At 35.8% G+C, this 26948-nt stretch carries 23 protein-coding genes; 20 read left to right on the top strand and 3 right to left on the bottom strand.

Annotated elements, in window-relative coordinates; genetic code table 11:
- Positions 1 to 13 precede the first annotated feature (13 nt).
- The 7 genes from AT726_RS04435 to AT726_RS04400 all read left to right on the top strand — a co-directional run bounded on the left by AT726_RS04435 (position 14) and on the right by AT726_RS04400 (position 8257).
- On the top strand, positions 14 to 1633 hold the full coding sequence (locus tag AT726_RS04435; RefSeq protein WP_068759141.1) for a peptide ABC transporter substrate-binding protein: 1620 nt from the start codon (positions 14 to 16) through the stop codon (positions 1631 to 1633).
- A gap of 69 nt (positions 1634 to 1702) precedes the next feature.
- Positions 1703 to 2653, top strand: a complete 951-nt coding sequence (locus AT726_RS04430) for an ABC transporter permease (RefSeq protein ID WP_055275185.1) — start codon at positions 1703 to 1705, stop codon at positions 2651 to 2653.
- Positions 2643 to 3653, top strand: coding sequence for an oligopeptide ABC transporter permease (opp3C, locus tag AT726_RS04425; protein ID WP_068759140.1), 1011 nt, complete (start codon positions 2643 to 2645; stop codon positions 3651 to 3653). Before AT726_RS04430 ends, opp3C begins: the two co-directional genes overlap by 11 nt.
- Positions 3654 to 3659: 6 nt before the next feature.
- A complete protein-coding gene (locus AT726_RS04420) occupies positions 3660 to 4736 on the top strand; it encodes an ABC transporter ATP-binding protein (protein ID WP_068759139.1) in 1077 nt (358 codons plus the stop codon).
- Positions 4736 to 5650, top strand: coding sequence for an ABC transporter ATP-binding protein (locus AT726_RS04415; RefSeq protein ID WP_068759138.1), 915 nt, complete (start codon positions 4736 to 4738; stop codon positions 5648 to 5650). Before AT726_RS04420 ends, AT726_RS04415 begins: the two co-directional genes overlap by 1 nt.
- Before the next feature lie 655 nt (positions 5651 to 6305).
- Positions 6306 to 7073, top strand: coding sequence for a TatD family hydrolase (locus tag AT726_RS04405; RefSeq protein ID WP_055243509.1), 768 nt, complete (start codon positions 6306 to 6308; stop codon positions 7071 to 7073).
- Positions 7074 to 7096: 23 nt separating this feature from the next.
- Positions 7097 to 8257 carry a S1C family serine protease gene (locus AT726_RS04400; protein ID WP_237297204.1) on the top strand — a complete coding sequence of 387 codons (1161 nt, stop codon included), beginning with the start codon at positions 7097 to 7099 and terminating at the stop codon, positions 8255 to 8257.
- Positions 8258 to 8737: 480 nt separating this feature from the next.
- Here AT726_RS04400 and AT726_RS04395 read toward each other — a convergent pair whose 3' ends face one another.
- Positions 8738 to 10750 carry a transglycosylase domain-containing protein gene (locus tag AT726_RS04395; RefSeq protein WP_068759136.1) on the bottom strand — a complete coding sequence of 671 codons (2013 nt, stop codon included), beginning with the start codon at positions 10748 to 10750 and terminating at the stop codon, positions 8738 to 8740.
- Positions 10751 to 10892: 142 nt separating this feature from the next.
- Here AT726_RS04395 and AT726_RS04390 point away from each other — a divergent pair, with 142 nt between their 5' ends.
- The gene (locus AT726_RS04390; RefSeq protein ID WP_082704878.1) at positions 10893 to 11657 is read left to right on the top strand and encodes a prepilin peptidase; all 765 of its coding nucleotides are present in this window, start codon (positions 10893 to 10895) and stop codon (positions 11655 to 11657) included.
- Between the two features lie 45 nt (positions 11658 to 11702).
- Here AT726_RS04390 and AT726_RS04385 read toward each other — a convergent pair whose 3' ends face one another.
- Entirely contained in the window at positions 11703 to 12095 is a 393-nt protein-coding gene (locus AT726_RS04385) for an NUDIX hydrolase (protein WP_055243507.1), read from the bottom strand.
- A gap of 143 nt (positions 12096 to 12238) precedes the next feature.
- On the opposite strand from AT726_RS04385, the gene ychF reads away from it, so the two are divergent.
- The 4 genes from ychF to rpsR all read left to right on the top strand — a co-directional run bounded on the left by ychF (position 12239) and on the right by rpsR (position 14815).
- Positions 12239 to 13339, top strand: coding sequence for a redox-regulated ATPase YchF (gene ychF, locus AT726_RS04380; protein ID WP_055243506.1), 1101 nt, complete (start codon positions 12239 to 12241; stop codon positions 13337 to 13339).
- Positions 13340 to 13642: 303 nt separating this feature from the next.
- Complete coding sequence (rpsF, locus tag AT726_RS04375; protein ID WP_055243505.1) at positions 13643 to 13930, top strand: 30S ribosomal protein S6; 288 nt, start codon at positions 13643 to 13645, stop codon at positions 13928 to 13930.
- A 31-nt stretch (positions 13931 to 13961) separates the two neighbouring features.
- Complete coding sequence (locus AT726_RS04370) at positions 13962 to 14528, top strand: single-stranded DNA-binding protein (protein WP_055275180.1); 567 nt, start codon at positions 13962 to 13964, stop codon at positions 14526 to 14528.
- A 53-nt stretch (positions 14529 to 14581) separates the two neighbouring features.
- On the top strand, positions 14582 to 14815 hold the full coding sequence (gene rpsR / locus AT726_RS04365; protein ID WP_006784586.1) for a 30S ribosomal protein S18: 234 nt from the start codon (positions 14582 to 14584) through the stop codon (positions 14813 to 14815).
- A 729-nt stretch (positions 14816 to 15544) separates the two neighbouring features.
- Here rpsR and AT726_RS12990 read toward each other — a convergent pair.
- Positions 15545 to 15712, bottom strand: coding sequence for a hypothetical protein (locus AT726_RS12990; RefSeq protein ID WP_172676274.1), 168 nt, complete (start codon positions 15710 to 15712; stop codon positions 15545 to 15547).
- A 2110-nt stretch (positions 15713 to 17822) separates the two neighbouring features.
- Between AT726_RS12990 and AT726_RS04360 the strand changes: the two genes are divergently transcribed.
- From AT726_RS04360 to AT726_RS04325, 8 genes are all read left to right on the top strand, one after another.
- A complete protein-coding gene (locus AT726_RS04360; RefSeq protein WP_068759135.1) occupies positions 17823 to 18740 on the top strand; it encodes a DUF2232 domain-containing protein in 918 nt (305 codons plus the stop codon).
- Positions 18741 to 18759: 19 nt separating this feature from the next.
- Entirely contained in the window at positions 18760 to 20745 is a 1986-nt protein-coding gene (locus tag AT726_RS04355) for a DHH family phosphoesterase (protein WP_055275176.1), read from the top strand.
- Positions 20742 to 21185: a 50S ribosomal protein L9 gene (gene rplI, locus AT726_RS04350; RefSeq protein ID WP_055242771.1), complete on the top strand. Its 444-nt coding sequence runs from the start codon at positions 20742 to 20744 to the stop codon at positions 21183 to 21185. Before AT726_RS04355 ends, rplI begins: the two co-directional genes overlap by 4 nt.
- A 39-nt stretch (positions 21186 to 21224) precedes the next feature.
- Positions 21225 to 22586, top strand: a complete 1362-nt coding sequence (dnaB, locus tag AT726_RS04345) for a replicative DNA helicase (protein WP_068759134.1) — start codon at positions 21225 to 21227, stop codon at positions 22584 to 22586.
- 104 nt (positions 22587 to 22690) lie between these two features.
- On the top strand, positions 22691 to 23755 hold the full coding sequence (gene prfA / locus AT726_RS04340) for a peptide chain release factor 1 (RefSeq protein ID WP_068759133.1): 1065 nt from the start codon (positions 22691 to 22693) through the stop codon (positions 23753 to 23755).
- An 803-nt stretch (positions 23756 to 24558) separates the two neighbouring features.
- On the top strand, positions 24559 to 25410 hold the full coding sequence (gene prmC / locus AT726_RS04335; protein ID WP_055242780.1) for a peptide chain release factor N(5)-glutamine methyltransferase: 852 nt from the start codon (positions 24559 to 24561) through the stop codon (positions 25408 to 25410).
- A 127-nt stretch (positions 25411 to 25537) separates the two neighbouring features.
- Positions 25538 to 26143, top strand: coding sequence for an L-threonylcarbamoyladenylate synthase (locus tag AT726_RS04330; RefSeq protein ID WP_068759132.1), 606 nt, complete (start codon positions 25538 to 25540; stop codon positions 26141 to 26143).
- A 76-nt stretch (positions 26144 to 26219) separates the two neighbouring features.
- Complete coding sequence (locus AT726_RS04325; protein ID WP_068759763.1) at positions 26220 to 26915, top strand: stage II sporulation protein R; 696 nt, start codon at positions 26220 to 26222, stop codon at positions 26913 to 26915.
- Positions 26916 to 26948 lie beyond the last annotated feature (33 nt).

Here is a 26948-nt window from a genome sequence, read left to right as displayed (position 1 = left end):
AGGGGGGATTATCATGAAGAGATATGCAAAATTCTTGATGATTTTTGTGTTTTCTGTCGTGACCTTGACGGCTTGTTCCGGTGATTCTGAATCAAGCGGGAAAGTCCTTAAAGTAGCAAAAGATGTGGAATTGGCATCTATGGATCAGCATATTGCAACAGACGGTTTATCGTTTGAGGTCATTGCTGCTACCATCGAGGGGTTATACACATTAGATGCGGATGGAAATGCGATTCCAGCGATCGCAGAAAGTTATGACTTATCAGAGGATGGCTTAACTTATACGTTCCATTTACGTGAAGATGCAAAATGGAGTAATGGGGATGCTGTTACTGCAAATGATTTTGTTTATGCTTGGCGACGCTTAGTGAACCCGAATACTGCAAGTGAGTATGCTTTCATTATGGATGTAGCGGGGGTAAAAAATGCAGCTGCCATTAATGCAGGTGAAGCATTACTTGAAGAATTAGGGGTTAAAGCTGTGGATGACTATACGTTAGAAGTCAGCTTAGATTTACCAGTTCCATATTTCTTACAGTTAATGACCTTTCCTTCATTTTATCCATTAAATGAAGCGTTCGTGACAGAAAAAGGTACAGATTATGCTCAAAGTCCTGAAGGATTATTAGCAAATGGACCATTTAAAATGACAGAGTGGACACAAGGACATAGCTTCAAAGTAGAGAAAAATGATGCTTATTATGATAAAGATAACGTGAATTTAGATGCAATTGAGTATAAAATCATGAAAGATGCTCAAACAGCAGCGCTTGAATTTGATTCTGGAAACATGGATATCGTTCGTCTAAGTGGGGAGATTGTTGATTTATATAAAGACAATGAGGCGTTTACGTTAATTCATGAAGGTTACTTATGGTACATTGCGCCAAATGAGGAAGTCGAAGAGTTACAAAATGTAAATTTACGTCAAGCATTAGGACGTGCAGTGAATAAAGATCAGTTAACAGAAACCGTGTTAAATGACGGATCAACCGTGGCTGATTTTATTGTACCGGTAAGCTTAGCAACAGGGCCAGATGGAAAAGACTTCCGTGAAACATCAGATGTATATATGACGTATGATGTAGCAAAAGCTCAAGAATACTGGGAAAAAGCGAAACAAGAATTAGGAATTGATTCGTTAACATTAGAGTTATTATTTGAAGATACCGATGCCATGAAAAAATGTGCAGAGTTTATTCAATCTGAACTTCAAAAGAATTTACCTGGTTTAACAATTGAGTTAAAATCTCAACCGAAAAAGAATCGTCTTGAATTAATGCGAGCTGGAGATTATCAATTAGGACTTACTCGATGGGGACCAGACTATGCAGATCCAACGACTTATTTAGATATGTTTATTACAGGTAGTTCAAATAATTATCCAAATTATTCAAGTGCTGATTATGATGCATTAATGGAACGAATTGATAAAGGCGATTTAGTTTATGATGTAGAGGCACGTTGGGAAGCGATGAAAGAAGCCGAACAATTATTAATCGCAACGGATGCAGCAGCCTTACCAATGTATCAACAAGGAAATACTTACTTAATTAATCAAAAAGTAAGTGGAATAGAAACACACTCAGTAGGTGTTCCATTTATCTATAAAAATGCAACAATTGAAGAGTAAAAATGTGAGATATTACAGGGATATTACTCCCTGTAATCTTTTTATATAGATTTATATGGAGGTGGGGATATGTGGAAGTATGTTTTGAAGCGGCTAGCTATTTCTGTCGTAACGATTTTTTTAATTTTATTATTATTATTTCTAATGCTTGAATTTATGCCAGGGACACCGTTTAATGATGAAAAACTAACAGAAGCTCAGCGTGCATTACTTGAGGCGAAATATGGATTGGATCAACCCATTTTTATTCGATTTTTTAATTATTTAAGATTAGCTTTATTTGAAGGCGATTTTGGTGTTTCATATGCGATTCAAAAAAATGTGCCAGTTAGTACATTAATTGGTGATCGTGTCATGATTACCATTCGTATCGGATTACAAGCCATTGTTTTAGGAACAGTGATTGGTTTATTACTAGGGTTAATTGCAGCCCTCCGTCGTAATACATGGGCCGATACGGGAGCCACTGTGATTTCAGTGATTGGAGTGAGTGTACCATCGTATGTGTTTGCGTTAGGACTTTGTTTCTTCTTAGGCTATAAATTTAAATGGTTCCCAATTACGTATAATCTAAGCAAACCATTTTTATCAACCATTTTACCGACCATTGCCCTTTCGATGTTCGTCATTGCGAACGTGGCACGTTTCTTACGCTCAGAAATGATTGAAGTTTTGCATTCAGATTTCATGTTGCTCGTTAAAGCAAAAGGTGTTAAAAAGAAAAATTTAATTTTGAAACATGCGATGAGAAATGCGTTAATTCCAGTCATCACAGTCGTTGCACCATTAATGGTTAGTTTAATGACGGGAAGTTTAGTGGTGGAGAAAATTTTTGCGATTCCTGGTATGGGGAGCTTATTGGTGACGGCAATTCAAGTTAATGACTATAATGTCATCATCGCCTTATCGTTTATTTATAGCATTTTGTTTATTGGGACGATGTTAGTTGTGGATATTTTATATGGAGTGATTGATCCAAGAATCCGTTTATCGAAAGAAGGTGGAAGTCATGAATCATAATCAAGATTTTTTACAAAATGATTTTGAGTTAGTCTTTCAAGATGAAACAATCCAAACCGATGTGGTGTATCAAGGGCAATCATTTTGGAAAGATGTTTGGCATCGATTTATTCAAAATAAAGGGGCACTTGTTGGATTTGTTTTTATTGTTTTTTTAGTTCTGATGGCTATTTTTGCACCGATATTTAGTTCACATACGTATGATTCGGTCATTATGGATCATGTCAATTTACCACCTCGTATTCCGGGGCTTGAAAAGTTAGGAATTTTTAATGGAACTCATAATGGAGTCAACGTTTATGAACAACGTGGACTAGATGATGTATATTACTTTTTTGGAACAGATACGCTTGGTCGTGATATTTGGACGCGTGTTTGGGTGGGAACTCGAGTTTCCTTATATATTGCCGCGTTAGCCGTAGTGATTGATATGGTGTTTGGGATGACATACGGGATGATTTCTGGTTATCTTGGTGGACGTGTGGATATTTATATGCAACGTTTTATTGAGATACTAAGTGGAATTCCGAATTTAGTTATCGTGACGCTACTGGTTATTGTGATGAAACCGGGGATTATGTCAATTACGATTGCCTTGTTAATTACGGGATGGATTGGGATGAGCCGTGTGGTTAGATCACAAGTCTTGAAGTTAAAGGAACTTGATTACATTTTAGCCTCTCGAACACTCGGAGTTAAAACACCAGGGATTATTAAGCAGGATATTTTACCTAATATTTTCGGACAAGTGATTATTATGTCGATGTTCTCGATTCCAAATGCGATTTTTTATGAATCATTTTTAGCGTTTATCGGGCTTGGCTTACAGCCACCGATGGCATCACTTGGGGTATTAATTAGTGATGGATTTAAGTCGTTACTTGCTTATCCACATATGCTACTATTCCCAGTTGTGGTTTTAGCAATTTTGATGTTAAGTTTTAATTTGTTAGCAGATGGACTTCGTGATGCGTTTGATCCGAAGATGAAAGAGATGTAGGAGGTGATGTTTATGGGAAGACGAAAAGTTTTATCAGTTCGTGACTTAGAAATTTCATTTGCGACGTCATCAGGTAGTGTCAGTGCGATTCGTGGCGTTCGACTTGATTTATATGAGGGAGAGACACTTGCAATCGTTGGGGAAAGTGGTTCCGGTAAGTCTGTGACGACGAAAGCTATTTTAGGGATTTTAAGTGAGAATGGGAAGATTGAAAAAGGCAGTATTCAGTTTACTTATGAACGTGATGGAGAAGAAGTGACGCGTGATTTAACGAAGTTAAGTGACCAAGAGATGCAACGTCATATTCGTGGAAAACGGATTGCGATGGTATTTCAAGACCCAATGACGTCACTTGATCCAACAATGACGATTGGGCGTCAAATTATTGAAGGGATGCAGGAGCATTATCATACGTCATTTCATGAAGCGAAGGAAAAGGCGATTGAATTATTAGAGCTTGTTGGGATTACTGATCCTGAGAAACGATTTAAACAATATCCACACCAACTTTCAGGTGGGATGCGTCAACGTGTTGTGATTGCGATTGCGTTAGCGTGTGAACCAGAATTATTAATTTGTGATGAGCCAACAACAGCCCTAGATGTAACGATTCAAGCAAAGATTTTGCGGTTACTAAAAGACATTCAAGAAAAAACAAATGTGGCGATTATTTTTATTACGCATGATTTAGGGGTAGTAGCTAATATTGCTGATTATGTTGCCGTAATGTATGCTGGAAAAATTATTGAAAAAGGATCAGTAGAAGAGATTTTTTATGATCCTCGGCACCCATATACGTGGGGATTGTTATCATCAATTCCAGATTTAGAATCTGATGATGAATATTTATACACCATTCCGGGAACACCACCGAATTTATTGTATCAAGTCGAAGGTGATGCTTTTGCACCCCGTAATGAGTTTGCTTTAAATATTGATTATCGCTTAGACCCACCCATGTATAATGTTGGGGGAAAACATCGGGTATCCACTTGGTTGGCTGATGCGAGAGCGCCAAAGGTGGAAATGCCAGAAGCCTTGAAACGTAGAATTGAGAAGATGAAGAAAGGAGGTTGTTTCTAATGGAGCCATTATTAAAGGTTGAGAATTTAACCCAACATTTTAAAATAAATAAAAATTACACAGTAAAAGCTGTCAATGGTTTAGATTTTGAGATTTATCCTGGGGAAACGTTTGGGTTAGTTGGGGAAAGTGGGTCTGGAAAATCCACAACAGGACGTTCTATTATTCGTTTATATGAACCAACAGATGGAACTATTTTATTTGATGATGTGGATATCTCAGGAAAATTAAATAAAGAAACAGAGCGTCACTTACGAACAAATATGCAAATGATTTTTCAAGATCCAATGGCTTCACTCAATCCGCGTAAAAAAGTATTAGATTTAATTGCACAAGGATTAGATGTCCACAAGTTATATGATTCAAAACAAGAACGTGATGAGTTAGTGTTTAAAATGTTAGAACGTGTAGGTTTGTCACGTGATCATGCTTATCGTTATCCACATCAATTTTCTGGAGGTCAACGTCAACGGATTGGAATTGCCCGTGCGTTAATTATGAATCCCAAACTAATCATCGCGGATGAAGCCATTAGTGCACTTGATGTTTCGATTCAAGCACAAGTTGTGAATTTAATGAAACGAATTCAAAAGGAAACAGGGATTGCCTATTTATTTATTGCGCATGATTTATCGATGGTTAAATATATCTCCAATCGTATTGGAGTCATGCATTTAGGGTACTTAGTTGAAGTGGGAACACGTGATGAAATTTTCAATAACCCAGTCCATCCGTATACAAAATCTTTATTATCAGCGATTCCAAATCCTGATCCGATTTATGAAAAATCTCGAGAAATTTTAATCTATGATTCATCGGATGTGGATTATTCAAAAGGGGTGCGCCATCAACTCAGTGAGACCCACTCAGTTTTAGCGACACCTGAAGAATTAGCATGTTGGATTGAAGATTAAATATGTTAATCTTGAGATAAGAAAGGTAACATATTTGAAACAGAGAAAAGATATTATCCTTGTGGATAATGTCTTTTTTTCATTCATATAATGGAAATAAGAAGAGGGGGATTTTAGTGTCACCGTTGAAAGCGAGAGTAGTTGGTTATGTGTTCCTTATTATTGCTATTGTGTTATTTTTATTGAGATTGTCAGTGCAGAAATATATTCAAGTTTGTTCATGGATAGGCATGGCGGTCTTTTTTACCGCGATGGTTATTTTATTTATTTTTTGGCGCTGCCCGAGTTGTCGAAAATTTTTACCTTTACAAGGGTCGTTAGGGATTAAGGTTTGTCCGTATTGTGGAAAACAATTAAAATGAAAAGTTCAGTCCGAGTTTTTTGTTTGATCTAACTGAGGCATTTGATTTAAGGTTAATTTAAGTAAGAGGTGTTTAACTAGTAGATAGGAGGACATGTCTATTTTTGGAGATTTAAATACTTTTCTTGTTAATCTATCCTGATTTTAGGATGATTTTGTTATAATGAAAATAACACTTATTTTTCCACAAGATTTCTAAATCAATATCATAAAATGTCCGATATTTTGATGTATGATAAAATTGGAAATGGCGGAAAATATAATGAGTGATTACTTTTAAAGATAGGTGATAACGTGCTTTTTGATACTCATGTACATTTAAATGATAAGAAATATGCCCAAGACTTACTAGAAGTCATGGAACGCGCGAAGAATGAGGGCGTGACACGCATGCTCGTTGTTGGATATGATCAGCGCTCTAATCGACGCGCCATTGAATTAGCGGAACAATATGACTTCATTTACGCCGCTGTTGGATGGCATCCAGTGGATTCTATCTATTTAACGGAAGAATTGTTTGCGGAATTAGTTGAACAGGTCAAACATCCGAAAGTCGTGGCTGTTGGTGAATGCGGACTTGATTATCATTGGGATACGTCACCGGTTGATTTACAAAAAGAAGTGTTCATTCGACAAATTAAATTAGCTCAAGAAGTGAATAAGCCATTGGTTATTCATACGCGTGAATCTATTGCAGATACGTTAGAAATTTTAAAAGCTCATGATGCTCACACGGTAGGTGGGGTGATGCACTGTTATAGTGGAAGTGTAGAAATGGCACGTCAATTTATTGACTTAAATTTCAAGATTTCACTTGGGGGGCCTGTCACATTTACGAATGGTCGTCGTCCACAGGCAGTTGCAACTGAAATTCCATTAGAACATTTATTAGTGGAAACCGATGCTCCATATTTAACACCGCATCCGCATCGTGGAACACGTAATGAGCCGTTTTATGTCTCATTAGTGGCAAAGAAAATTGCAGAACTAAAGGATTTACCATATGAAAGGGTCTGTGAACAGACGACAGCAAATGCTTGTACCTTATTTAAGATGACATAAAATTTTGAAAGGTTGATGATGAAATGAAAAACTTTAATATGGGTAAAGTGATTTATACATTACTAGTTGTATTAGTCACAGCTTGGAGTGTCTTCTTTATTGCTAATTATTATCATGATAAGAGTGATAATCAAAATGTAAACTCTGGATTTACTCAAACTACTGATTCACAGGGGAATACTCAAATTGTGCAAAATGTCGTTGAACGTGAAGTGGTAACACAAGAAGAAGCACGTATTGAAGCGATTAATAAAGTATCACCAGCGATTGTTGGAGTTGTTAACTTCATTCGTAATACGACTCAAGGTGAAGGGTCAGGAATTATTTATAAAACAGAGGGTAGTGATGCTTATATCGTGACGAATCAACACGTGGTTGATAATGGAGATTATTTTGAAGTTGTTTTCTCAAATGGAGAACGTGCTGAGGCTACTTTAGTTGGTAGCGATATTTATACAGATTTAGCTGTATTAAAAGTAAGTGGTGTTGAGGTAGAAACGGTAGCTGAATTTGGAAACACGGAAGATTTAAAAGTGGGACAAACAGTGATTGCCATTGGGAATCCATTAGGATTAGATTTCGCTGGATCGGCAACATTAGGGATTGTTTCAGGGCAAGATCGTGTTATTGCTGTGGATTTAAATGGGGATAACCGTGATGATTGGGAAATGACTGTCTTACAAACGGATACAGCGATTAATCCAGGGAATAGTGGAGGAGCTTTAATCAACTTAGATGGAAAAGTTGTTGGAATTAACTCAATGAAAATTGCAACGAGCTCAGTTGAAGGAATGTCATTCTCAATTCCAACTTATGTAGCAATTCCGATCATTACAGATTTAGAGACGTACGGTGAAGTTCGTCGTCCACAATTAGGGGTTTATATTCAAGAAATGAGTATGATCCCAGATCGTTTAAAAGAAATGTTAAAGATTCCAACTGATCAAAAAACAGGTGTGTTTATCTATGAAGTCTTTGAAGGTGGACTTGCTGAAAAAATGGGGCTTAAAGCTGGAGACATTATCACAGCTATTAATGGTGAAGAAGTTGAAGATACAATGGCATTTAGAAAGAAATTATATTTAATGCGCGAGGGAGATAAGCTTGAATTAACAGTTATTCAAGATGGTCAAACCAAAACACTATCAGAAACTATTCAACCCGCAGACGGAAATAGCCTTTAATGAATAAGGAATGTATTGAATAACATTTAAAAGCCAGAGGACAACTCCTCTGGCTTTTCTGATTTCAGTTGGTATTTAAACTATAGTTAGGATTCATTTAATATGAAGTATCATTCATAGAGAGTTAGTCAATGATAGTAAAATAATAAAAATTAAAAGAAAACTTAAATCATGAATGGTAGACCCATTAATCTTAGAACGTAACGGAGAAGTTATTTCATTTAAGTCAGTTTCAAAATCAGCTAAAGGGGTAGCGGGAACTACTAATAAAAGTAGTCGAGGAGAATAAAAAATCTTCAAAATATATAAGTCCAGATAAATTTTTTACATTGTAAAAAATTTTATCTGGACTATAGGATGTCATCGTATTGAATTTTTTTAATAACTAAGCTTGATTCTAAAAGGTGAAAGATATCTAGAAGGTTAGAGGCATCTTTGTTCAAGGTGCTTCTTTTTGTCTATCTTGAAGATTTATATCTATTAGTCATTACTCAATTCTTCATGATCCACAAGGGCACTTTCATGGTGGTGTGCGATACAAGCGGTGCTTGGAACATTAGTTATTTCATAATAGAGTGTGACTTTTTTCTGACAATTCTCTGAAGCTAAATAACCGGTCGTTGGATCAACTTTAACCGCAACGACATCTTTAGGGGTTTCAAACCACTGTGACCCTGATTCTTTGAGTGAGTTTTCCATGACTTGTGACCATATATTTTTAGCATAACGATTGACTTCAACACCATCTAATGTCCGGCCTTGATCGTAACCGGTCCAAACCGTCGTTACAAGTTCTGGGGTATAACCAATCATCCATGAATCGGTGTTAGTTGATCCACTTTTTCCAGCGTATTGATGAGTTAAATTTGGAATAATGGAAAGTCCTGTGACTGAAAGATGATTATTTTGTTGCATATTAAACATTCCTGTCATCATTTCATTCATCACATAGGTCTTGGTTGGATCTAAGATTTGCTCACCTTCCGTTGGTTTGTCGGAATAAACTAAAAATCCACGATCATCTGTAATTTGTGTAATAAATTTTCGTTCAACAGACTTCCCATTATTAGCAAAAACACTGTAAGCCTCTGCCATTTCCATAATGTTGACCGGCTCGACTCCAAGTGCAGCCGATGGAAGTTCAGGAATATCAGCTGTAATTCCAAAACGTTTCGTTGTTTCGGGAAGAACATTGAGCCCTAAAAAGGTATGAGTTTTAACCGCATAAATATTATCTGAAACGGCAAGTGCATTGGCCATCGGAATGTTAGAATACGCATAAGCATTGGAATAATTATTTGGGGTATAAGTATCTTTTCCATCATTATAAGGGAAGGTAGTCGGCTCATTCATAAAGGTGGTGGATGGATTGAATCCATATTCTAAAGCCTCATAGTAAAGGAAAGGTTTCATTAAGGAACCAATCTGACGTTCACTATAAAGGGCTCGATTATACTGAGAGGTCTCATAATCATTACCTCCACTCAGAGCTTTAACGTACCCGGTGGAAGGTTCGATGACAATAACGGCAGTTTGAACCTCTTGATCTGTCACATTCTCTTGAATGGCTTCGTTCACATAGGTTTGAATATCACGGTCTAATGTGGTGTAAATATTTAAGTTACGGTAAGAGCTTGTTTGACCAACTAAGAGTTTGTCCACTTCAGTTAACACCGCATCTACGTAGTATGGCGCATCGTAATCAATGTCTTCTGGGTATTCACCGATGACGACTGTTTCAGTATTCATGGCCTCATCATATTCTTCTTGATTAATATAATTTTCGGCCAGCATCGAATTTAAGACGATTTTTTGACGTTTGGCTGAATTTTCAGGATGACTAATTGGGGAGTAGTAGCTAGGTCCTTTTGGAATTCCAACTAAAACGGAGGCTTCAGCCAATGTGAGCTCACTGGCATGCTTTCCAAAGTAATAAAGTGAAGCATCTTCAATGCCATAATTCCCGTGGCCAAAGTTAATGGTGTTTAAATAACCTTCTAAAATCGTGTCTTTATCGTAACTTAACTCAAGCCGAAGCGTATAAAAAGCTTCCTTAATTTTACGAGACCATGTTTTTTCAAAGCTTAAATAAAGGTTACGAGCGTATTGTTGAGTAATCGTTGATGCACCTTGTGAACGGGTTCCTGACGTGATATTGGTTACCAAAGCTTTGGCTATTCGAAGCGGGTCGAATCCGAAATGGTCATAAAAGTTCCGATCCTCAGTTGCAATGAAACCATTAATCACATACGGAGAAATCTCATTTAGGCTAACCCAGTGTTGATCTTTCGGATACGTCTTCTCTAAAAAGACTTCACCATCCGCATCATAAAACGTAATCGCTGTATTTACATTAATGTCTGGAGCAGGCAAATACTTGAAATATTGATAAACTGTTAAACAAAGAATCGCGACCAGTTCAACACAAATAATCGTGGTCACACGCGTATATTTAGATCTAAAAAAAGTGGATAACATCTCACATAATCTCATAACTTCACCTCGAGATTTAGTTTATCCACAAATTTAAATAATATTTACAAAAAGAGGTAAAAAAATTAAATATAGGAATCAATTAAAAATGAAATTAATGTTAGATAGCGTATATGAAGATATACAGAGAGGAGAGTGTCAAATGTTAATAATATATATATTAATTTTTTTTCTCGGATCTACTTTAGGTTCTTTTTATCACGTGGTTGGATATCGGATGCCGATTGGAGAGAATTGGGTGAGTGATCGTTCCCGCTGCCCAGGGTGTTCTCACGAACTCACATTTTATGAGTTAATGCCAGTGCTTTCTTATGTGTTACAAGGTGGAAAATGTCGCTCATGTGGGATGAAGATTAAGCCGATTTATTTATTATCGGAGATTTTTGCTGGGCTTTTATTTGTGTTTCCTGTTTGGTTCTATGGATTTGAAGGATTTACAACGGGTGAAAGTTATGTGACGTGGGCGTTTTTATCGATGCTCATCATCATCACCGTATCCGATATTTATTATCAGTTGATTTTGGATAAGGTACTTCTATTTTTCGGCGCGGTGCTTGTCATCCTTTATGTCATTTATCCACAGTATGATTTAGTGTCAGGTTTAATAGGAGCGGGCGTTGGTTTTCTGACGTTATATGCGGTTGGTTTATTAGGACAATTTCTGTTTAAGAAAGAAGCACTTGGTGGTGGAGACATTAAGTTGTATGCTGTTATTGGGTTTGTCTTAGGGATTTCTAGCACATTCCTATCATTGTTTTTAGCAGCAGTGATCGCTTTAGTTTATATTTTAATTTTTATGAAAGATAAGACGAAGCCACTGGGCTTCGGACCTTTTATTGCGATTGCGTCTTATTTTTGTTTATTTTATGGTTCATCGTTATTAAATTGGTATTTTAATTTGTTTTAATTAAAGGCGCTATCTAAAAAACTCCCAACATCGTTTGGGAGTTTTTTAGATTTTTTCAAAATTTAAATGAGAGATGGACTGGGCTAATGATGGGGTTAATAATGGAATAGAATCTTCATTTAAGGGTAACCATTCATAGTAGTCGTGCTCGTTAGATAGCTTAATCTCACCTTCGATAATTTCACATAAGTAAATAACGCCCATAATGAGGTAATCATCGTTAATAAAGTCCCATTGATGTAGTAATCGGATGGGTCTGACTAAGAGGGAAGTTTCTTCTAATATTTCTCGACGCAACGTTTCTTCGGCACTTTCATTTTGTTTCATCTTTCCTCCTGGAAGATCAAAGTATTCACAGCGCGAACTGACTTTATGGAGGGCTAAAAATTCATGGTTCCGTACAATTAAGCCTTTGACTGAGAAATTAATTTGTGTCATGAGTCCACATCCTTTCACTTGATTTATAATCATTATATGAAGTTTAAGAGAAAAAGATGTCAGAATGTGAGTTCGTTTTGCTAAAGTGATAAAAATAGTGTAAAATAGTAACGATATTATACGATAAAAAGGACGTGAAGACATTGGCATTAACAGCTGGAATCGTTGGTTTACCAAACGTCGGGAAATCAACTTTATTCAATGCAATTACTCAAGCTGGAATTGAAGCAGCTAATTATCCATTCGCGACAATCGACCCAAACGTAGGTGTGGTTGAAGTTCCGGATGAGCGTTTAAATAAATTAACAGAATTAGTTAGTCCTAAAAAGACTGTTCCAACAACTTTTGAATTTACAGATATCGCTGGATTAGTGCGTGGGGCAAGTAATGGAGAAGGGTTAGGAAACAAATTCTTAGCTAACATTCGTGAAGTAGATGCGATTACTCAAGTGGTTCGTTGTTTCGAAGATGGAAACATCATTCACGTTGAAGGTTCAGTTGATCCAATTCGTGACGTTGAAGTTATTAACTTAGAGTTAATTTTAGCGGATATGGAACAAGTCGATCGTCGTTTAGGACGTTTAGCAAAACAAGCAAAATCAGGAGATAAAGCTGCTAAAGCTGAGCAAGCTGTTTTAGAAAAAGTAAAAGCTGGATTCGATCAAGAATTACCTGCTCGTGCTTTAGAATTAGATGAAGATGATATCCAAGCCATTAAACATTTACAATTATTAACGTTAAAACCAATTTTATATGTAGCTAACGTTGGTGAAGATGATTTAATGGCTGGAGAAGATAATGAATACGTGAAAGCATTACAAGAGTATGCTGATCGTGAAGGTGCAAAAGTGATTAAAGTTTGTGCACGTATTGAAGAAGAAATCTCTCAATTAGAAGATGAAGAAAAAGCAGCATTCTTAGAAGAATTAGGAATCAAAGAAAGTGGATTAGACCAATTAATTCGCGAAGCTTATGATTTATTAGGATTAGCAACTTACTTCACAGCTGGTGTGCAAGAGGTTCGCGCTTGGACATTCATTAAAGGAATGACAGCTCCTCAATGTGCAGGAATCATTCATAGTGATTTCGAACGTGGATTTATCCGCGCGGAAACTGTTTCTTACGATGATTTAGTAAAATACGGTTCAGAGCAAGCAGCTCGTGAAGCGGGACGTTATCGTTTAGAAGGAAAACAATACATCGTTCAAGACGGAGATGTTATGTTATTCCGTTTCAATGTATAAAAAAATTCATTTAAATTGAATAAATTTTGATTAATTGAATCATACTATATATGATTCGTCATTAGGTAGCTACTAAAACTTGTCATGATACCTACAACTAGATTCTAGTGGTGAATCAAAAAATCGGCACGCCAAGGAGCGTGCCGATTTAATTTTAAAAAGTGGATGGATTATTAAATTATAACATCTTTTTTTAACTTGCTATAGTAGATATACCTGTGCTATAATATATGACTGTGAGTAATAAGACTATTACTCCTTGCCCGCATATGGGCCGTCTAGACCAAGAGGAGGTGCAATATAATGAGAAAATACGAAATTATGTACATCGTTCGTCCTAACTTAGAAGAAGAAGGACGCAAAGCAGTAATCGCTAACTTCCAAAACATGTTCACTAACATGGGTGCGGAAATCGTTGAAACTAAAGAGTGGGGTATGCGTGATTTAGCATACGCTATCGAAGATTTCACAAAAGGTTACTACGTAGTAATGACAGTTAACTCTTCAATCGAAGCTAAAAACGAATTCGATCGTTTAGCTGGAATCAGCGAAGATGTTATCCGTTACATCGCTATCAAAGAAGAAGAATAAGATTTTAATGTACTAAGTGAGGGTGGTATAAATGATTAATCGCGTTGTTTTAGTAGGGCGATTAACTCGTGATCCAGAACTAAAGTATACAACTAATGGGATCGCAAACTTGCGATTCAGTATTGCGGTTAATCGCACTTTCACTAGTCAAAATGGAGAACGCCAAGCAGATTTCATTAACTGTGTTGCATGGCGCGGCCAAGCTGAGAATATGGCGAAGTTTTTACGTAAAGGATCTCTTATTGGAGTGGAAGGACGTATTGAAACAGGTAGCTATCAGGCTCAGGATGGATCAATGCGTTATACAACAGATGTGGTGTGTGATAGCGTACAGTTCTTAGAACCACGCTCTGCATCTGCTGATCGAGGAAACTTTGGAGCTCAACCATCACAAGACTTTGGTGGAGGCTTTGGAGGTGGATACGGTGGTACGCCATCATTCCAACAACAAGCGCCAGCATCAAATGGCTTTGGTGGAAATCCTTTCGGAGGAGCACCAAGTATGGATCATGGCTTCGGAAATCCATCGCAATCATTTAATAATGAGCCAGATTTTAGCTCAACTATTAATATTTCTGATGATGATTTACCATTTTAATTTTTAAATAACATATAAAAAAATAATTTTAAAAGATGTTAGGAGGAACTATCATGGCTCAATTCCGTCGTGGAGGACGTCGTCGTCGTAAAGTTTGCTATTTCACTACAAACAAAATTACGAAAATCGACTACAAAGATGTAGATTTATTAAAACGTTTCGTATCTGATCGTGGAAAAATCTTACCTCGTCGTGTAACAGGAACAAGCGCTAAATACCAACGTGAATTAACAGTTGCTATTAAACGTGCTCGTCACATGGCATTATTACCATTCTCTGCTGAATAGTAATAACACATTGTTTACAGAGTGGCGCGGACTTTCGCGCCATTTTTTTATAAAACATAAGCTAACCTTTATTATTCGTCAGACGATGTAAAAGAAACATTCGTTTCTTCTGACGAATCTCGCAACAGAGATATTTGCATCAGGGCCCAATTATTAAAAATATTCAAGTTTTAACGCCACCTTCAATAGAAGGTGGTTTTTTTGTCGCTCATCTAGCCATCTTTAATGGCTTTGATGAGCTATCTTTTTTATCTGAGGTGAGAGTCGAAGTAATATTTTAGGAACGAACTAAATTTAAAGGTGTGCGTAATAATTCTTTTACTCCTTTGGGCCAAGAAGTTAATGTGGATACTGTAGGTGATGATAAAAGTAACACTATTTATAGTTTGGTAGTTAGGATTTAACTATTACTACTCTTATGATGATGATTCATATTGTAATTTATGATGAAAAAAGATGTTATATGCTTAGTAATTGAGAGAGCTCGAAAATATTCCTTTTTGTTAGGAGCGAAAAGACAGTCAGCTGTAAATTAGGATGTACATGCGGGATAAATGTCTTGATTTTGACAGTCACCTATTCATTGGGGTGTACATTTCAATGATGAGAAAGGTTGATATAAAGCTTACGTTAGGTGTTTAAGATTCTTTCTACATATGAGTAATTTATGCTATCATGTGGATAAAATTAGGTAAAAAAAGAACAGGATGAGTGTCCTGTTCTTGTTAATTATTTTTCTTCTTCTTTTGCTTGCTCAGCATTAGCGATTACTTCACATGGTTCAACTTTCATTGTTGAGCGATCTAATAAGTAAGTATCTGTACAGCAACTCATGTCTTCTGTTAAGTGGGCATCACTTAATAAACGAAATGGGTTATAAGAATTGTTTTTTTCCATCTTCTTCACTCCTCATAAAACATTATAATGAAATAACTACACTTCTAATTATATACCTATACCTAAAAAAATTAAGTGTTTTTTATAAGGAAATTTAAAATTTGGGGAAATTATCATCGATGAGGCCTATCAAGGAAATAGATAGGGTAAGGAAGTTTTATTTTATAGGTAAAAGAGCAGCAGAATGTAACTTCTTTAGTGACAACCTATAAAATGGGGAATACGGTAGCGAAGTATTTATATGAGAGTGTAGGATTTAAATATTTATCGACAGGTGAAGAAGAACAAGAAGTGAAGTTAATTTTAGCGTTAAAATAGCAAAGAGGACCTGAAAGAGGTCCTCTTTTATTATAAAAGTGGATCGTATGATTTAAATGAATCGTTATTTATCTCGGTATTAAGGATGAGATGATGATCACTAGTTGAGGTTAGAAGATAAATAGGAGAATTTTATCTTTTTAAATGGTATTGGAGGTTGAGGTTAAATGAAGAATTCAGAGATAAATAATTTAATAAATCTGAATATTTGAAGTTAGATTGTGATGAGATTGTACCGAATACAGAGCTATATTAATTAATTTGAATGCTAGTAATTAAATGGTGAGGATGAGTGATAAGTAAGTGTGTAGATGTAATGGTTGCTAAGATGATGATAGAGATTTGCAATGTTAATAGAGTGATTGTAATGATAATGAGGATACAGTGTTTCAACAGATAGAAGAGTTTAAGGAATGAAGATTCTGCAGATTAGTTGAATGAGGAGAGTGAATGTATGATAAATGTTAGAAGAGTTTTTAATAGAGTAAATGTACAATTATTAGTTCGATCCTTAATGTATTTTTGCTTTATATACTAGGCTATAGTTTTATCATGTTTCATAGTGGATGGGAAGAGTGAGTATAAGTGTGGTTTTATACTGTTATGATAAGGACTGTGTTTTTGGTTGGAGTGAGTGATGATTATATTAGAAATCCTATGCTTTAAATGTACTGAATGGTTTGGGTAATTTTGGTTTAGATGTGATGGGTTTAAAACTGAGTGATTAGGAGGATATTTAGTTTGAATGTGTGAATTTTAAGGTAAAAATGAATATGTTTTTTAGTGTGAATGTGCTGGATGTAAAACTGGTGGGTTAGTACAAAATGTGGTTTGAATATACGGATGATGTAGTAGGTATGTGTATGAGTATATGGTTAGAAAGGGAGTTTGTGCTGGGATAAGTGTGGTGGATGTAAAACTAGTTAATTAGCATGAAATATGGTTTGAATTTACAAGTTTGAAGTAAGGATGTGGCTAAATGTACTATTAGGGATAAGTTTATTTTTTAGTATAAGATGTGGTGGATATAAAACTGACTAATTAGTAGGGATTGTCGTTTGAATGTATAGAGTGTGTAGGAAGGATGAGTATAAATGTATTGTGATAGTGGATGTTGGTATTAGTTTAAAGGTTGATGTATTGGTGTAGGTGTGGCTGGATTGTGTGAATGAGTAGTGGTTAAAAGCTGACGTAAACAAGTAGTGTGATATTATAATGATGAGTGAAGTTCATTTTGCTCGGAAGGTGTGTTGTTTAGTGTAGCAGTGAATGGGCTATAATAAGAAGAGTGTATTAAGTTTCAAATATTCAGATGTCTTGATCAAACGTATGAATGTTAAAGGTGATAGATGAGATAAATGAGTGATGATGAAGTTATGAATGGAGGAATGTTAATTTGATGATGTTTTATGAAATAAGTTATGTGATAAAGGAATGATGACAGAAAACAATAAGATGGAGGATTTGTTATATTATTGTGGGATTAGTTAATGGTCTGATCAAGAAACTGTTAGATTATATTGTGTATGTTGGTTTGGATTTGATTTTTAGTTTAGAATCTAACAGGTGAAATGAAGATTTGTTTATCGAACCCTCATTTCAATAATAGTTTATTCAGATGAATCTTTTTTGAATGAGCAAAAGGAATAGTTGCTAGAAAAAGATAAAAATTTTTATAGACGTCCATTTAAAATGAAAATGTGGCTGTGCCCCTATATAAGTGAATATATATTCAGCTCAAATTGTGGTATAATAGAGACGTTAATTGGCATTTATGAAGGGGGTCTTTTAGATGAAGACGAAGTCGCTTGTTAACGCGGCAATTATGCTAGCCATTTATATGGTCTTTTTTGTTTTATATAATATTGGAGTTTTGCCGACAATCATGTCGATTTTATTACCTATTCCACTCATTGTTTATTCAGTCACGACAAATCGAGTTCGAGATGTGTTATGGTTATTGATTGGGTGCTTTATTGGAACATTTTTATTTGGCTCAGTTTATGGACTAGTTACAACCTTGAATTATGGGTTGATGGGTGCTCTGATTGGGATTGGGATTATAAAGAAATGGCCGTATTGGCAACGTCTTTTAAATGCAGCAATTGTATCAGTCATTTCGTTTCCAATTTTAACTTATGTGGTTACAGGATTAAATCTCCAAGAATCCATGGCACAAATGGCGGATGAAATGAATGGGATGCTTGAAGCTATGTCAGCTTTTTTACCAGCGAATAATGCTGAGATGCTATTACCAGTTCAAAATATGGTTAGTACAATGATGACGACGTTATTACCAACGATTCTTATCTTAATGGGATTAGCTTCAGCATTTTTAAGTGATACGGTTGCAACTAATGTTCTTAAACGTATGAATTATGAAGTTACTAGACGTGGAAGTATTCACCGTTTCCAATTAGGGGCGAAATTAGCAGTGACTTTGTTAATTAGTCAAGTGGCGATTGTATTTATTCCAAATCATGCATTAAATGTTGTATTAATGAATGTCATTATGCTTTTAAACACGTTATTCTTATTACAGGGGATTGTGGTGGCAATGTCTTATTTTAGATCTCGTAATAAGAGAGGATTTGGAACTTTTATTATTATTTTTGCGTTAATGTCTAGCTTCTCAATGTTTATTTCAGTGCTCGGGGTGATGGATGCGTTGTTCGATTACCGTGAGCGATTTGCTGTTAAAAAATCATAATGAAAGGTAGGTGGTAATGGTGAAAAAGATTAGGAAATGGTTAGAAGAATATCAAGATCATCTTGGATATCTGGTGATTTCTATTGTTTCTTTAGTAGTGACTGGAATTTATGCTTATTATCAATCTGATGTGATCTCTCTAATCATCTTCTTATATTTTGTAGGAGATGCTATCTATCGTGTGAATGCTTATTTTCACTATAAAGCCGATACGCTAAAGAAGATTGAATCCATTTCATATCGTGTCAAGCATGCAGGGGAAACAGCGTTTAATCAATTACCGATGGGGATTTTACTTTATGATGAAGCTTATGAAATTGTTTGGTTTAATGGGTATTTAAAGCGCGTTTTTAATCAAGATTTACATGATAAGGTGTTAAAGGATTTAAGTGAACAACTCTATAATCGATCGCTTGGTGATGAGGAATCATTTAAGATAACTGTTAATCAACAGACGTATCAAGTGTTACATATGAAAGATGAACGATTGATGTATTTTACAGATTATACAGAGTATACAGAGTTATCACGAAAATATGTCAATGAACAGCCCGTTGTTGGAGTTCTTGTGATGGATAATTATGACGAGGTCTTTCATAATTTAAATGAACAAGAAAAAAGTGAATTCTATGGAAAAATCATTTCGATTATTATGCAGTGGGCCGATCAGCATAAAATCTATATTCGAACGACAGCTAGTGACCGTTTTGTTTTAATGATGCCGTACGAGGTGTTACAGCAACTTCGCGAGACGAAATTTACGATTATTGATAAGGTTCGCGAAGCAGCTAAAGAAAAAGATATTATGTTAACGATTAGTATCGGGTTAGCAACTGGATACGATAGTTTTTCTGAACTTGGACAACGTGCGAATTATATGTTAGATTTAGCACTAAGCCGTGGGGGGGATCAAGTAGCGATTAAAATCGCAAGTGATGATAAGTTTTTATTCTACGGTGGAAAAACAAATCCAGTTGAGAAACGTAATCGTGTTCGTGCGCGTGTGAATGCACAAGCTTATGAGCGTTTAGTTCGTGATAGTGAACGTGTCATTATTATGGGACATCGTTATCCGGATGTGGATGCGATTGGAGCCAGTATCGGATTATTACGAATGGGAATTGCTTCAAAGAAAGAAGCTTACATTGTTTTAAAGCAGGAGGAGCTAGATAAAACAGCTAAAAATTTTGTTGATGAAATTTTAAAAGATGAAAAGTTGAAAAAGTATTTCATTTCAAGTGAAGCAGCGATTGAATTAATGACCAAAAATACGTTACTAGTAGTTGCGGATACGCAGGATCCAAAAATGGTGATAGAGCCAGCACTTTTACCGCGTGCTAAGAAAGTCGCTGTCTTTGATCATCATCGACGAGGCGTTGATGTGATTGATTCGGTGCTTTCGTTTGCGGAGCCTTATGCCTCATCAACGGTCGAATTAGTTGTGGATATGTTCGATTACTATTCACAGAAAATTAAAATGACGCCATTAGAAGCTTCGATTATGTTAGCGGGAATTATTGTTGATACGCGTCGATTCTCGTATCATACGGGACGACGAACGTATGAAACGGCCGCTATTTTAAAACAAAAAGGAGCGGAAGAGAAGTTAGTTCAGCAATTGCTCCGAACGCCGCTTGAGAATTATTATAGTAAGGCACATCTCATTGAACGAGCAGAAATCTTTAAAGATGAGTTTATTATTGCTTGTGCAGATGATGAGATGGTGCTTGAAAAAGTTCAAATTGCTCAAACAGCCGACGAGTTGTTAAATGTTCAAAATATTAAGGCTTCATTCGTAATCTCACGTATTGATGAGCAGTACATTGGAATTAGTGCTCGTTCACTAGGTGATGTGAATGTTCAAGTGTTAATGGAACAACTGGGTGGTGGTGGGCATTTAAATAATGCAGCAACACAAATGCGTAGTAGCAGTACACAAGATGCTGTTTTACAATTAAAAGAAGTTATTGTTAAAGAGTTAGAAGAAAGTGGTGAGTCTAAATGAAAGTAATTATGTTAGAAGATGTTAAAGGTAAAGGTAAAAAAGGTGAAGTTAAAGATTTTCCAAATGGTTTTGCGAACTTCTTAATTAAACAAAATAAAGCGATGGATGCAACGCCAGGAAATATGAATAAATTAAAAGCTCAACAAGCGGAAGAAGAAAAACAAGCCGAGTTACGCTTAGAAGAAGCCAAAAAGTTAAAAGCTGATTTAGAACAAAAAACAGTGATTGTTAAAGTAAAATCAGGAGATAACGGGCGTGTGTTTGGTTCAGTTAGCACAAAAGCAATTGCTGAAGAGTTCCAAAAACAATTCGGAATCAAATTAGATAAACGTAAAATGGATTTAGAAGAACCAATCCGTGGATTAGGAATGGCACGTGTTCCAATTCATTTACATCCAGAAGTAGTCGCAACTATTTCAGTTCAAATCAAAGAAAAATAAGAGGTTATGATAGATTAACGTTAGAAAGTTGGGTATCCCATGTTAGAATTGCCAAATCGTCAGATGCCTCATAGCACCGATGCTGAACAAGCTATTCTTGGGGCCATGTTGCTCGATGAAAAGGTGTGTGAGGATGTCAAACTCAAATTACAGCCAGATGATTTTTATCATCATCGTCATCGCATTATTTATGAAACGATGCTGATCCTATTGGACCAAAATATTGGGGTCGATGTGACAACAGTTACAGCGTATCTTCAAGATCATAAACGTATTGCTGAAATTGGTGGTGTGGAGTACATCTTAACGATTTACGAAAGTGTCGCAACGACAGCACATACAGAGCATTATGTCGAGATTGTTTTAGAAAAATCAATTTCACGTTTAATCATTAATCGTGCTCAAAGTCTAATTGAGCAAGGATATGATCCAGAGACATCAACTCAAGATTTAATTGATACGGCTGAGCAACAATTCTCAGGCTTAGCTCGATTAAATCAAGGGTCTGATTTTAAACAAATCGATAATGTCATCATTGACTTTATTAAAAACGTTGAGCGTTTATCTCAATCAACAGGTGAAGTAACTGGATTAACAACTGGATTTACCGCACTTGATAATATGACTTCGGGTCTTCAAAATAACGACTTAATTATCGTTGCTGCCCGTCCTGCGATGGGGAAAACCGCATTTGCCTTAAATATTGCGCAAAACGTGGCCAAGCTAAATCATGTGAATGTTGCCATTTTCAGCTTAGAGATGGGGGCCGATCAGCTCGTATCCCGTTTAGTTAGTGCCGAAGGACGAATTGAAGCGCATCGTTTAAAAACTGGGAATTTAGAAGGGGCGGATTGGCGTTCATTGAAAATTGCCACCGATGTATTAAGTAATTTAGGCATTTATATCGATGATACACCTGGTATTCGTGTTGGAGAATTGCGAGCAAAATGTCGACAACTTCATCAACAAAAAGGTCTTGGATTAGTAATGATCGACTACTTACAGTTACTTTCTGGTAGCAAGGCTAACGGTGGGAATCGTCAACAAGAAGTCTCTGAAATTTCACGTATGTTAAAAGAGATGGCACGTGAGTTGAAAATCCCGGTTATTGCTTTATCGCAGTTATCACGTCAGGTGGAAAATCGTGAAGATAAGCGACCAATGATGTCAGACTTACGTGAATCAGGAAGTATCGAGCAGGATGCCGATATCGTTACTTTCTTATATCGTGAAGATTACTATAAAAAGGATCCGGAATTAAACGATAATATCGTTGAAGTTATTTTCGCGAAGCACCGTAGTGGGGCTGTCGGGACAGTTAAGTTAGCCTTTAGAAAAGAAATCAGCCGATTCGAAAATCTGGTTAATGTTCCAGAGTCAGCTCACATCCCAGACGTCTAGTAAAAAACATCTAAGTTTAAGATGCGTTTTACATAAAACACATTTTGACGATACGTTTGACTTATATTATAATTAGGAATGAACAATTAGAGGAGGATTCGACTATGTTTGAACGTTTAGAGGCAATCTTAGAGCGTTATGAAAAAATTAACGAAATGATGGCTGATCCTGCAATCGTTACTGATATTAAAAAATTAACTGAATTATCAAAAGAACAACGTGGTCTTGAAGAGACAGTTAATGTGTATGCTGAATATAAAGAAATTGCAGCTTCAATTGAAGATTTAAAAGAAATGGCAAAAGACACTGATCCAGAAATTAGTGAAATGGCTGAAATGGAATTAGAAGAGTTAAAACCACGCCTTCCAGAATTAGAAGAGCGTTTAGAAATCTTATTAATTCCTAAAGATCCAAACGATGAGAAAAACGTAATCGTTGAGATCCGTGGAGCTGCGGGTGGAGATGAAGCAAATATCTTCGCATCAGACTTATACCGTATGTATACAAAATATGCTGAGTTAAAAGGATGGAAAATCCAAGTCATGAACGTTGACTACTCTGAATCTGGAGGGATGTCACAAGTTGAGTTCATGATCTCAGGTGAAAGTGTATACTCTCACATGAAATATGAATCAGGAGCACACCGTGTACAGCGTGTCCCTGCCACTGAATCTCAAGGACGTATCCACACATCAACAGCAACTGTTTTAGTTATGCCAGAGGCTGAAGATGTAGATATCGAAGTAAGTATGAATGATATCCGTGTTGATACTTTCTGTTCATCAGGACCTGGAGGACAGTCAGTAAATACAACTAAATCAGCGGTACGTTTAACTCACGTTCCAACTGGAATCGTTGTATCATGTCAGGACGGAAAATCACAACACGAAAATAAAGCCAATGCCTTAAAAGTATTAAAAGCTCGTATCTATGATTCAATCTTACAAGAGCGTTTAGAGGCTGAAGGTGAAGAACGTCGTTCTAAAATCGGAACAGGTGAACGTTCAGAAAAAATCCGTACTTACAACTATCCACAAAACCGTGTCACTGACCACCGTATTGGATTCACTATCCAACAGTTAGACCGCGTTATGGAAGGTAAATTAGAGCCAGTTGTTGAAGCTTTAATTACAGAAGAACAAAAACGTAAATTAGCTGCTCAAGATTAATGACATTAAATAAAAAATCTAACTTCATTTTGAAGTTAGATTTTTTATTTATTCTCTACTTTATGGTTATCCTAAAATTCATTTATATAAGTCTAGAAATAGAAAAAAGCGCCCGGGGGGAGGGGCGCTTTTTTAAAAATTAGGAGAAACTGTAAAAGGGGGGGAACCTTTACAGCCTTAATTGTGATGACAATTCAATGGGGGGATTGAACTGTCATCTTCCCTCGAGTCTCTCTTTTTGGGGGGATGAGAGTAGGCTCAGAAAAAGTCTTTGCCATAATCGAGGGATTAAAGTATTAAATACTTTGGGAGAGAATTATAAGGAGAGAGTATGAAAAATAAAACTTTAAAAATTGGGGAGAGAAATGAGTAATGAAATAAAGTTTTATATGGGGGGAAGAGTATGCCCGTAAGTTCTCGTCTTACGGACAATTATATTATGAACCAGTACTATGAATTTTAAACGTAATTTATGTAAAAAAGTTAAGATTATTTATTATAAAAGTCGTATGAACTAAATTGTGGTGTGAGTTTTACACTTAACTACTGATTTCCTTGCTACATCTAATTCTAATATATGTATCATATCCTAAATGGTTCCATGAAAGATTGGATATCTTCCATAATAGAATGAAGGTGCATCTTTATTATAGGAGAGAGTTATATCATTAGGATTCATATTCTTCAGAGTGAGTGTATGCTTTCATATCTAATAATCCAAGATAAGTTGTAAAAAATTTTATTTGCATGTTTTAGCATTTTAGAGTAAAATGATGGTTGATTTTAAGAAGACGGTGATAAAGATGAAAACAATGCGTGAATTGTTAAAATGGGCTGAAGATTACGCCCTTGAAAATGGAAAAGAAGATTCGGCTGTTAAATTATTATTAATGCATGTAACTGGGAAAGAAAGTTATGAAATTTTAGCCGATATGAATATGCAAGTACCAGCGGAACAAGTTGAAGAATTTGAGCGCTGTGTTAAAACATACGTTGAACAAAATATTCCTGTTCAACACATTATGGGATACGAAACATTCTTTGGACATAAATTTATTGTCAATGATGATGTCTTAATCCCACGCTTTGAAACAGAAGAATTAGTGGCTAATGTCTTATCAACTTATGATGATGTATTTGATGGTGCCCCTGTTAAGGTCGTCGATGTAGGAACAGGAAGTGGAGCGATTGGTGTTACTTTAGCAGTTGAAGAATCGAATATGGAAGTAACGGTGACTGAATTATCAGAGGCCGCTTTAGAAGTTGCGAAACAAAATGCTTCTAATTTAGGAGCAAATGTAACATTCTATCAAGGAGATATGTTACAACCATTAATTGAACGCGGATTAAAGTTTGATATCCTAGTATCAAATCCTCCATACATTCCATTAACTGAAAATGTCGATCCACTTGTTAAAGATAATGAACCACACTTAGCGTTATTTGGTGGAGAAGATGGATTAAAATTCTATCGTCAAATTTTAAAAGATGCTCATAAAGTTGTAAATGAGAAAAATATTATTGCATTTGAACATGCATATAACCATAAAGAAGCAATGGCGGAATTAGTGAAGCAACATTTCCCTAACTCTAAGTTTGAAACATTAAAAGACTTAAATGGAAAAGATCGTATGACTATTATCATTAATAACTAAGATTTAGCCTAGAAATGTGAAATACATTTGGGTTTCTATATAGAAAATTAATTTCCTTTTAGGGAAGGATAAGAGAAAGGGGATGTCCTATGACATCCTTCTTTTTATAGAAAGGATTTGTAAATGCATGATTTATCAAAGTCATCAATTAAGTGAAGCGTTAGCGATGATTACCCAAGAAGATGTGATTGTTTTTCCAACGGATACAGTCTATGGAATAGGAGCTAGTATTCATTCACCAAATGCTTTAGATAAAATTTTTGAAATTAAAAATCGTCCAACAGAAAAGTCTTTAATTGTTTTATGCGCAAATGAAGAGCAGTTAGAGAAAATTGTAGGTCCGTTATCAGTAGAAGTTAAAAAGTTGATTGACGCGTTTTTACCTGGAGGATTAACGTTAATCTTAAATTGTTATATGCCTTTACCTAATGAGATTACGCGTGGAAAACAGACAATTGGAGTTAGAATTCCTGATCATCCATTAGCTTTAAAATTATTAAGTAAATTAGGTCCATTGGCAACAACAAGTGCCAATGTTTCAGGTGAAGTAAGCCCAACAAGGGTAGATGTGGATAATCCAGTTATTCATCGTGTGGATTATGTCTTTGATGATGGAGAAACGAAAGCACAAATTCCCTCAACTATTTTAGATTGCACGACGAGTGAATTTAAAATTTTACGAGAAGGAGCTATTTCATTAGAAGAAATTCAAAAAGTTTTACATAAAAAATAATTTTTGTGAAATACTACGTATAATTTTTTGGAAACTGTCCATAATGAGGTATCAGGTGAAAGGGATGGTGTTTAGAATGAATCAGAAATCAACAATTATCGTAGTATTAACATTAATTATGATGGTAACAGTTTATCAAATCGGGAAAGCAGAACCTCAATCAGATCAGGAACAAGTCGTTGTGAATGATACAGCCATTCGTATTCGTATTATTCCAAATTCAAATAAATATGAAGATCAACAAGCTAAGAAAATGGTTCGTTATGCAATCGATGAATATTTAGCAGCTAATAAATCTGCTTTTGAAACGATTAATTCAACTCGTGAATTTATTATGCAAAATATCGGTGAAATTGAAGATACAGTCGCACATGTCTTAGATACGATTAATTATGAGACAGGTTTTGAAGTGAGCTATGGGGCGCATTTATTCCCAGAAAAACAATACAATGGTGAAACATATGAAGCGGGATATTATGAGAGCTTAGTTATCACAATTGGTGAAGGAATGGGGAATAACTGGTGGTGCTTTATGAATCCAGATCTTTGTTTAGGACCAAGTGCAACATCTAATGAATCAGAAGATTCAAGTGAGTGGAACGCACAATATAATGCAATGGAAAGTACACAAGAAGCGTTCCAAGAAAAAAAATTCAAATCGTATATTGGTGAAGTTGTGGATACTTTGTTTGGTACAAAAGAAACAGAAGCTTATGTAATATCAGATGATTCAACAAAATCAAATTGGTATTTATATGAGGATGAGTATTAATTAGTCATCACCATCCTCCTTTCCGTCCTTTTA

The sequence above is a fragment of the Turicibacter sp. H121 genome (genome assembly GCF_001543345.1).
Lineage (GTDB): Bacteria > Bacillota_I > Bacilli_A > MOL361 > Turicibacteraceae > Turicibacter > Turicibacter bilis.
Note: the sequence above shows the minus strand (reverse complement) of the source record. Positions and strands in the feature narration are given on the sequence as shown.

Excerpts from the sequence above, each read along its gene's own strand:
- AT726_RS04395 (WP_068759136.1), bottom strand. The coding sequence starts at position 10,750 with ATGAGATTATGTGAGATGTTATCCACTTTTTTTAGATCTAAATATACG.
- AT726_RS04360 (WP_068759135.1), top strand. The coding sequence starts at position 17,823 with ATGAAGACGAAGTCGCTTGTTAACGCGGCAATTATGCTAGCCATTTAT.
- rpsF (WP_055243505.1), top strand. The coding sequence starts at position 13,643 with ATGAGAAAATACGAAATTATGTACATCGTTCGTCCTAACTTAGAAGAA.
- AT726_RS04400 (WP_237297204.1), top strand. The coding sequence starts at position 7,097 with ATGAAAAACTTTAATATGGGTAAAGTGATTTATACATTACTAGTTGTA.
- AT726_RS04370 (WP_055275180.1), top strand. The coding sequence starts at position 13,962 with ATGATTAATCGCGTTGTTTTAGTAGGGCGATTAACTCGTGATCCAGAA.
- AT726_RS04435 (WP_068759141.1), top strand. The coding sequence starts at position 14 with ATGAAGAGATATGCAAAATTCTTGATGATTTTTGTGTTTTCTGTCGTG.
- AT726_RS04420 (WP_068759139.1), top strand. The coding sequence starts at position 3,660 with ATGTTTATGGGAAGACGAAAAGTTTTATCAGTTCGTGACTTAGAAATT.
- AT726_RS12990 (WP_172676274.1), bottom strand. The coding sequence starts at position 15,712 with ATGGAAAAAAACAATTCTTATAACCCATTTCGTTTATTAAGTGATGCC.
- rpsR (WP_006784586.1), top strand. The coding sequence starts at position 14,582 with ATGGCTCAATTCCGTCGTGGAGGACGTCGTCGTCGTAAAGTTTGCTAT.
- AT726_RS04325 (WP_068759763.1), top strand. The coding sequence starts at position 26,220 with ATGAATCAGAAATCAACAATTATCGTAGTATTAACATTAATTATGATG.
- AT726_RS04385 (WP_055243507.1), bottom strand. The coding sequence starts at position 12,095 with ATGACACAAATTAATTTCTCAGTCAAAGGCTTAATTGTACGGAACCAT.
- dnaB (WP_068759134.1), top strand. The coding sequence starts at position 21,225 with ATGTTAGAATTGCCAAATCGTCAGATGCCTCATAGCACCGATGCTGAA.
- AT726_RS04330 (WP_068759132.1), top strand. The coding sequence starts at position 25,538 with ATGATTTATCAAAGTCATCAATTAAGTGAAGCGTTAGCGATGATTACC.
- AT726_RS04390 (WP_082704878.1), top strand. The coding sequence starts at position 10,893 with ATGTTAATAATATATATATTAATTTTTTTTCTCGGATCTACTTTAGGT.
- rplI (WP_055242771.1), top strand. The coding sequence starts at position 20,742 with ATGAAAGTAATTATGTTAGAAGATGTTAAAGGTAAAGGTAAAAAAGGT.
- AT726_RS04430 (WP_055275185.1), top strand. The coding sequence starts at position 1,703 with ATGTGGAAGTATGTTTTGAAGCGGCTAGCTATTTCTGTCGTAACGATT.
- AT726_RS04415 (WP_068759138.1), top strand. The coding sequence starts at position 4,736 with ATGGAGCCATTATTAAAGGTTGAGAATTTAACCCAACATTTTAAAATA.
- prmC (WP_055242780.1), top strand. The coding sequence starts at position 24,559 with ATGAAAACAATGCGTGAATTGTTAAAATGGGCTGAAGATTACGCCCTT.
- prfA (WP_068759133.1), top strand. The coding sequence starts at position 22,691 with ATGTTTGAACGTTTAGAGGCAATCTTAGAGCGTTATGAAAAAATTAAC.
- opp3C (WP_068759140.1), top strand. The coding sequence starts at position 2,643 with ATGAATCATAATCAAGATTTTTTACAAAATGATTTTGAGTTAGTCTTT.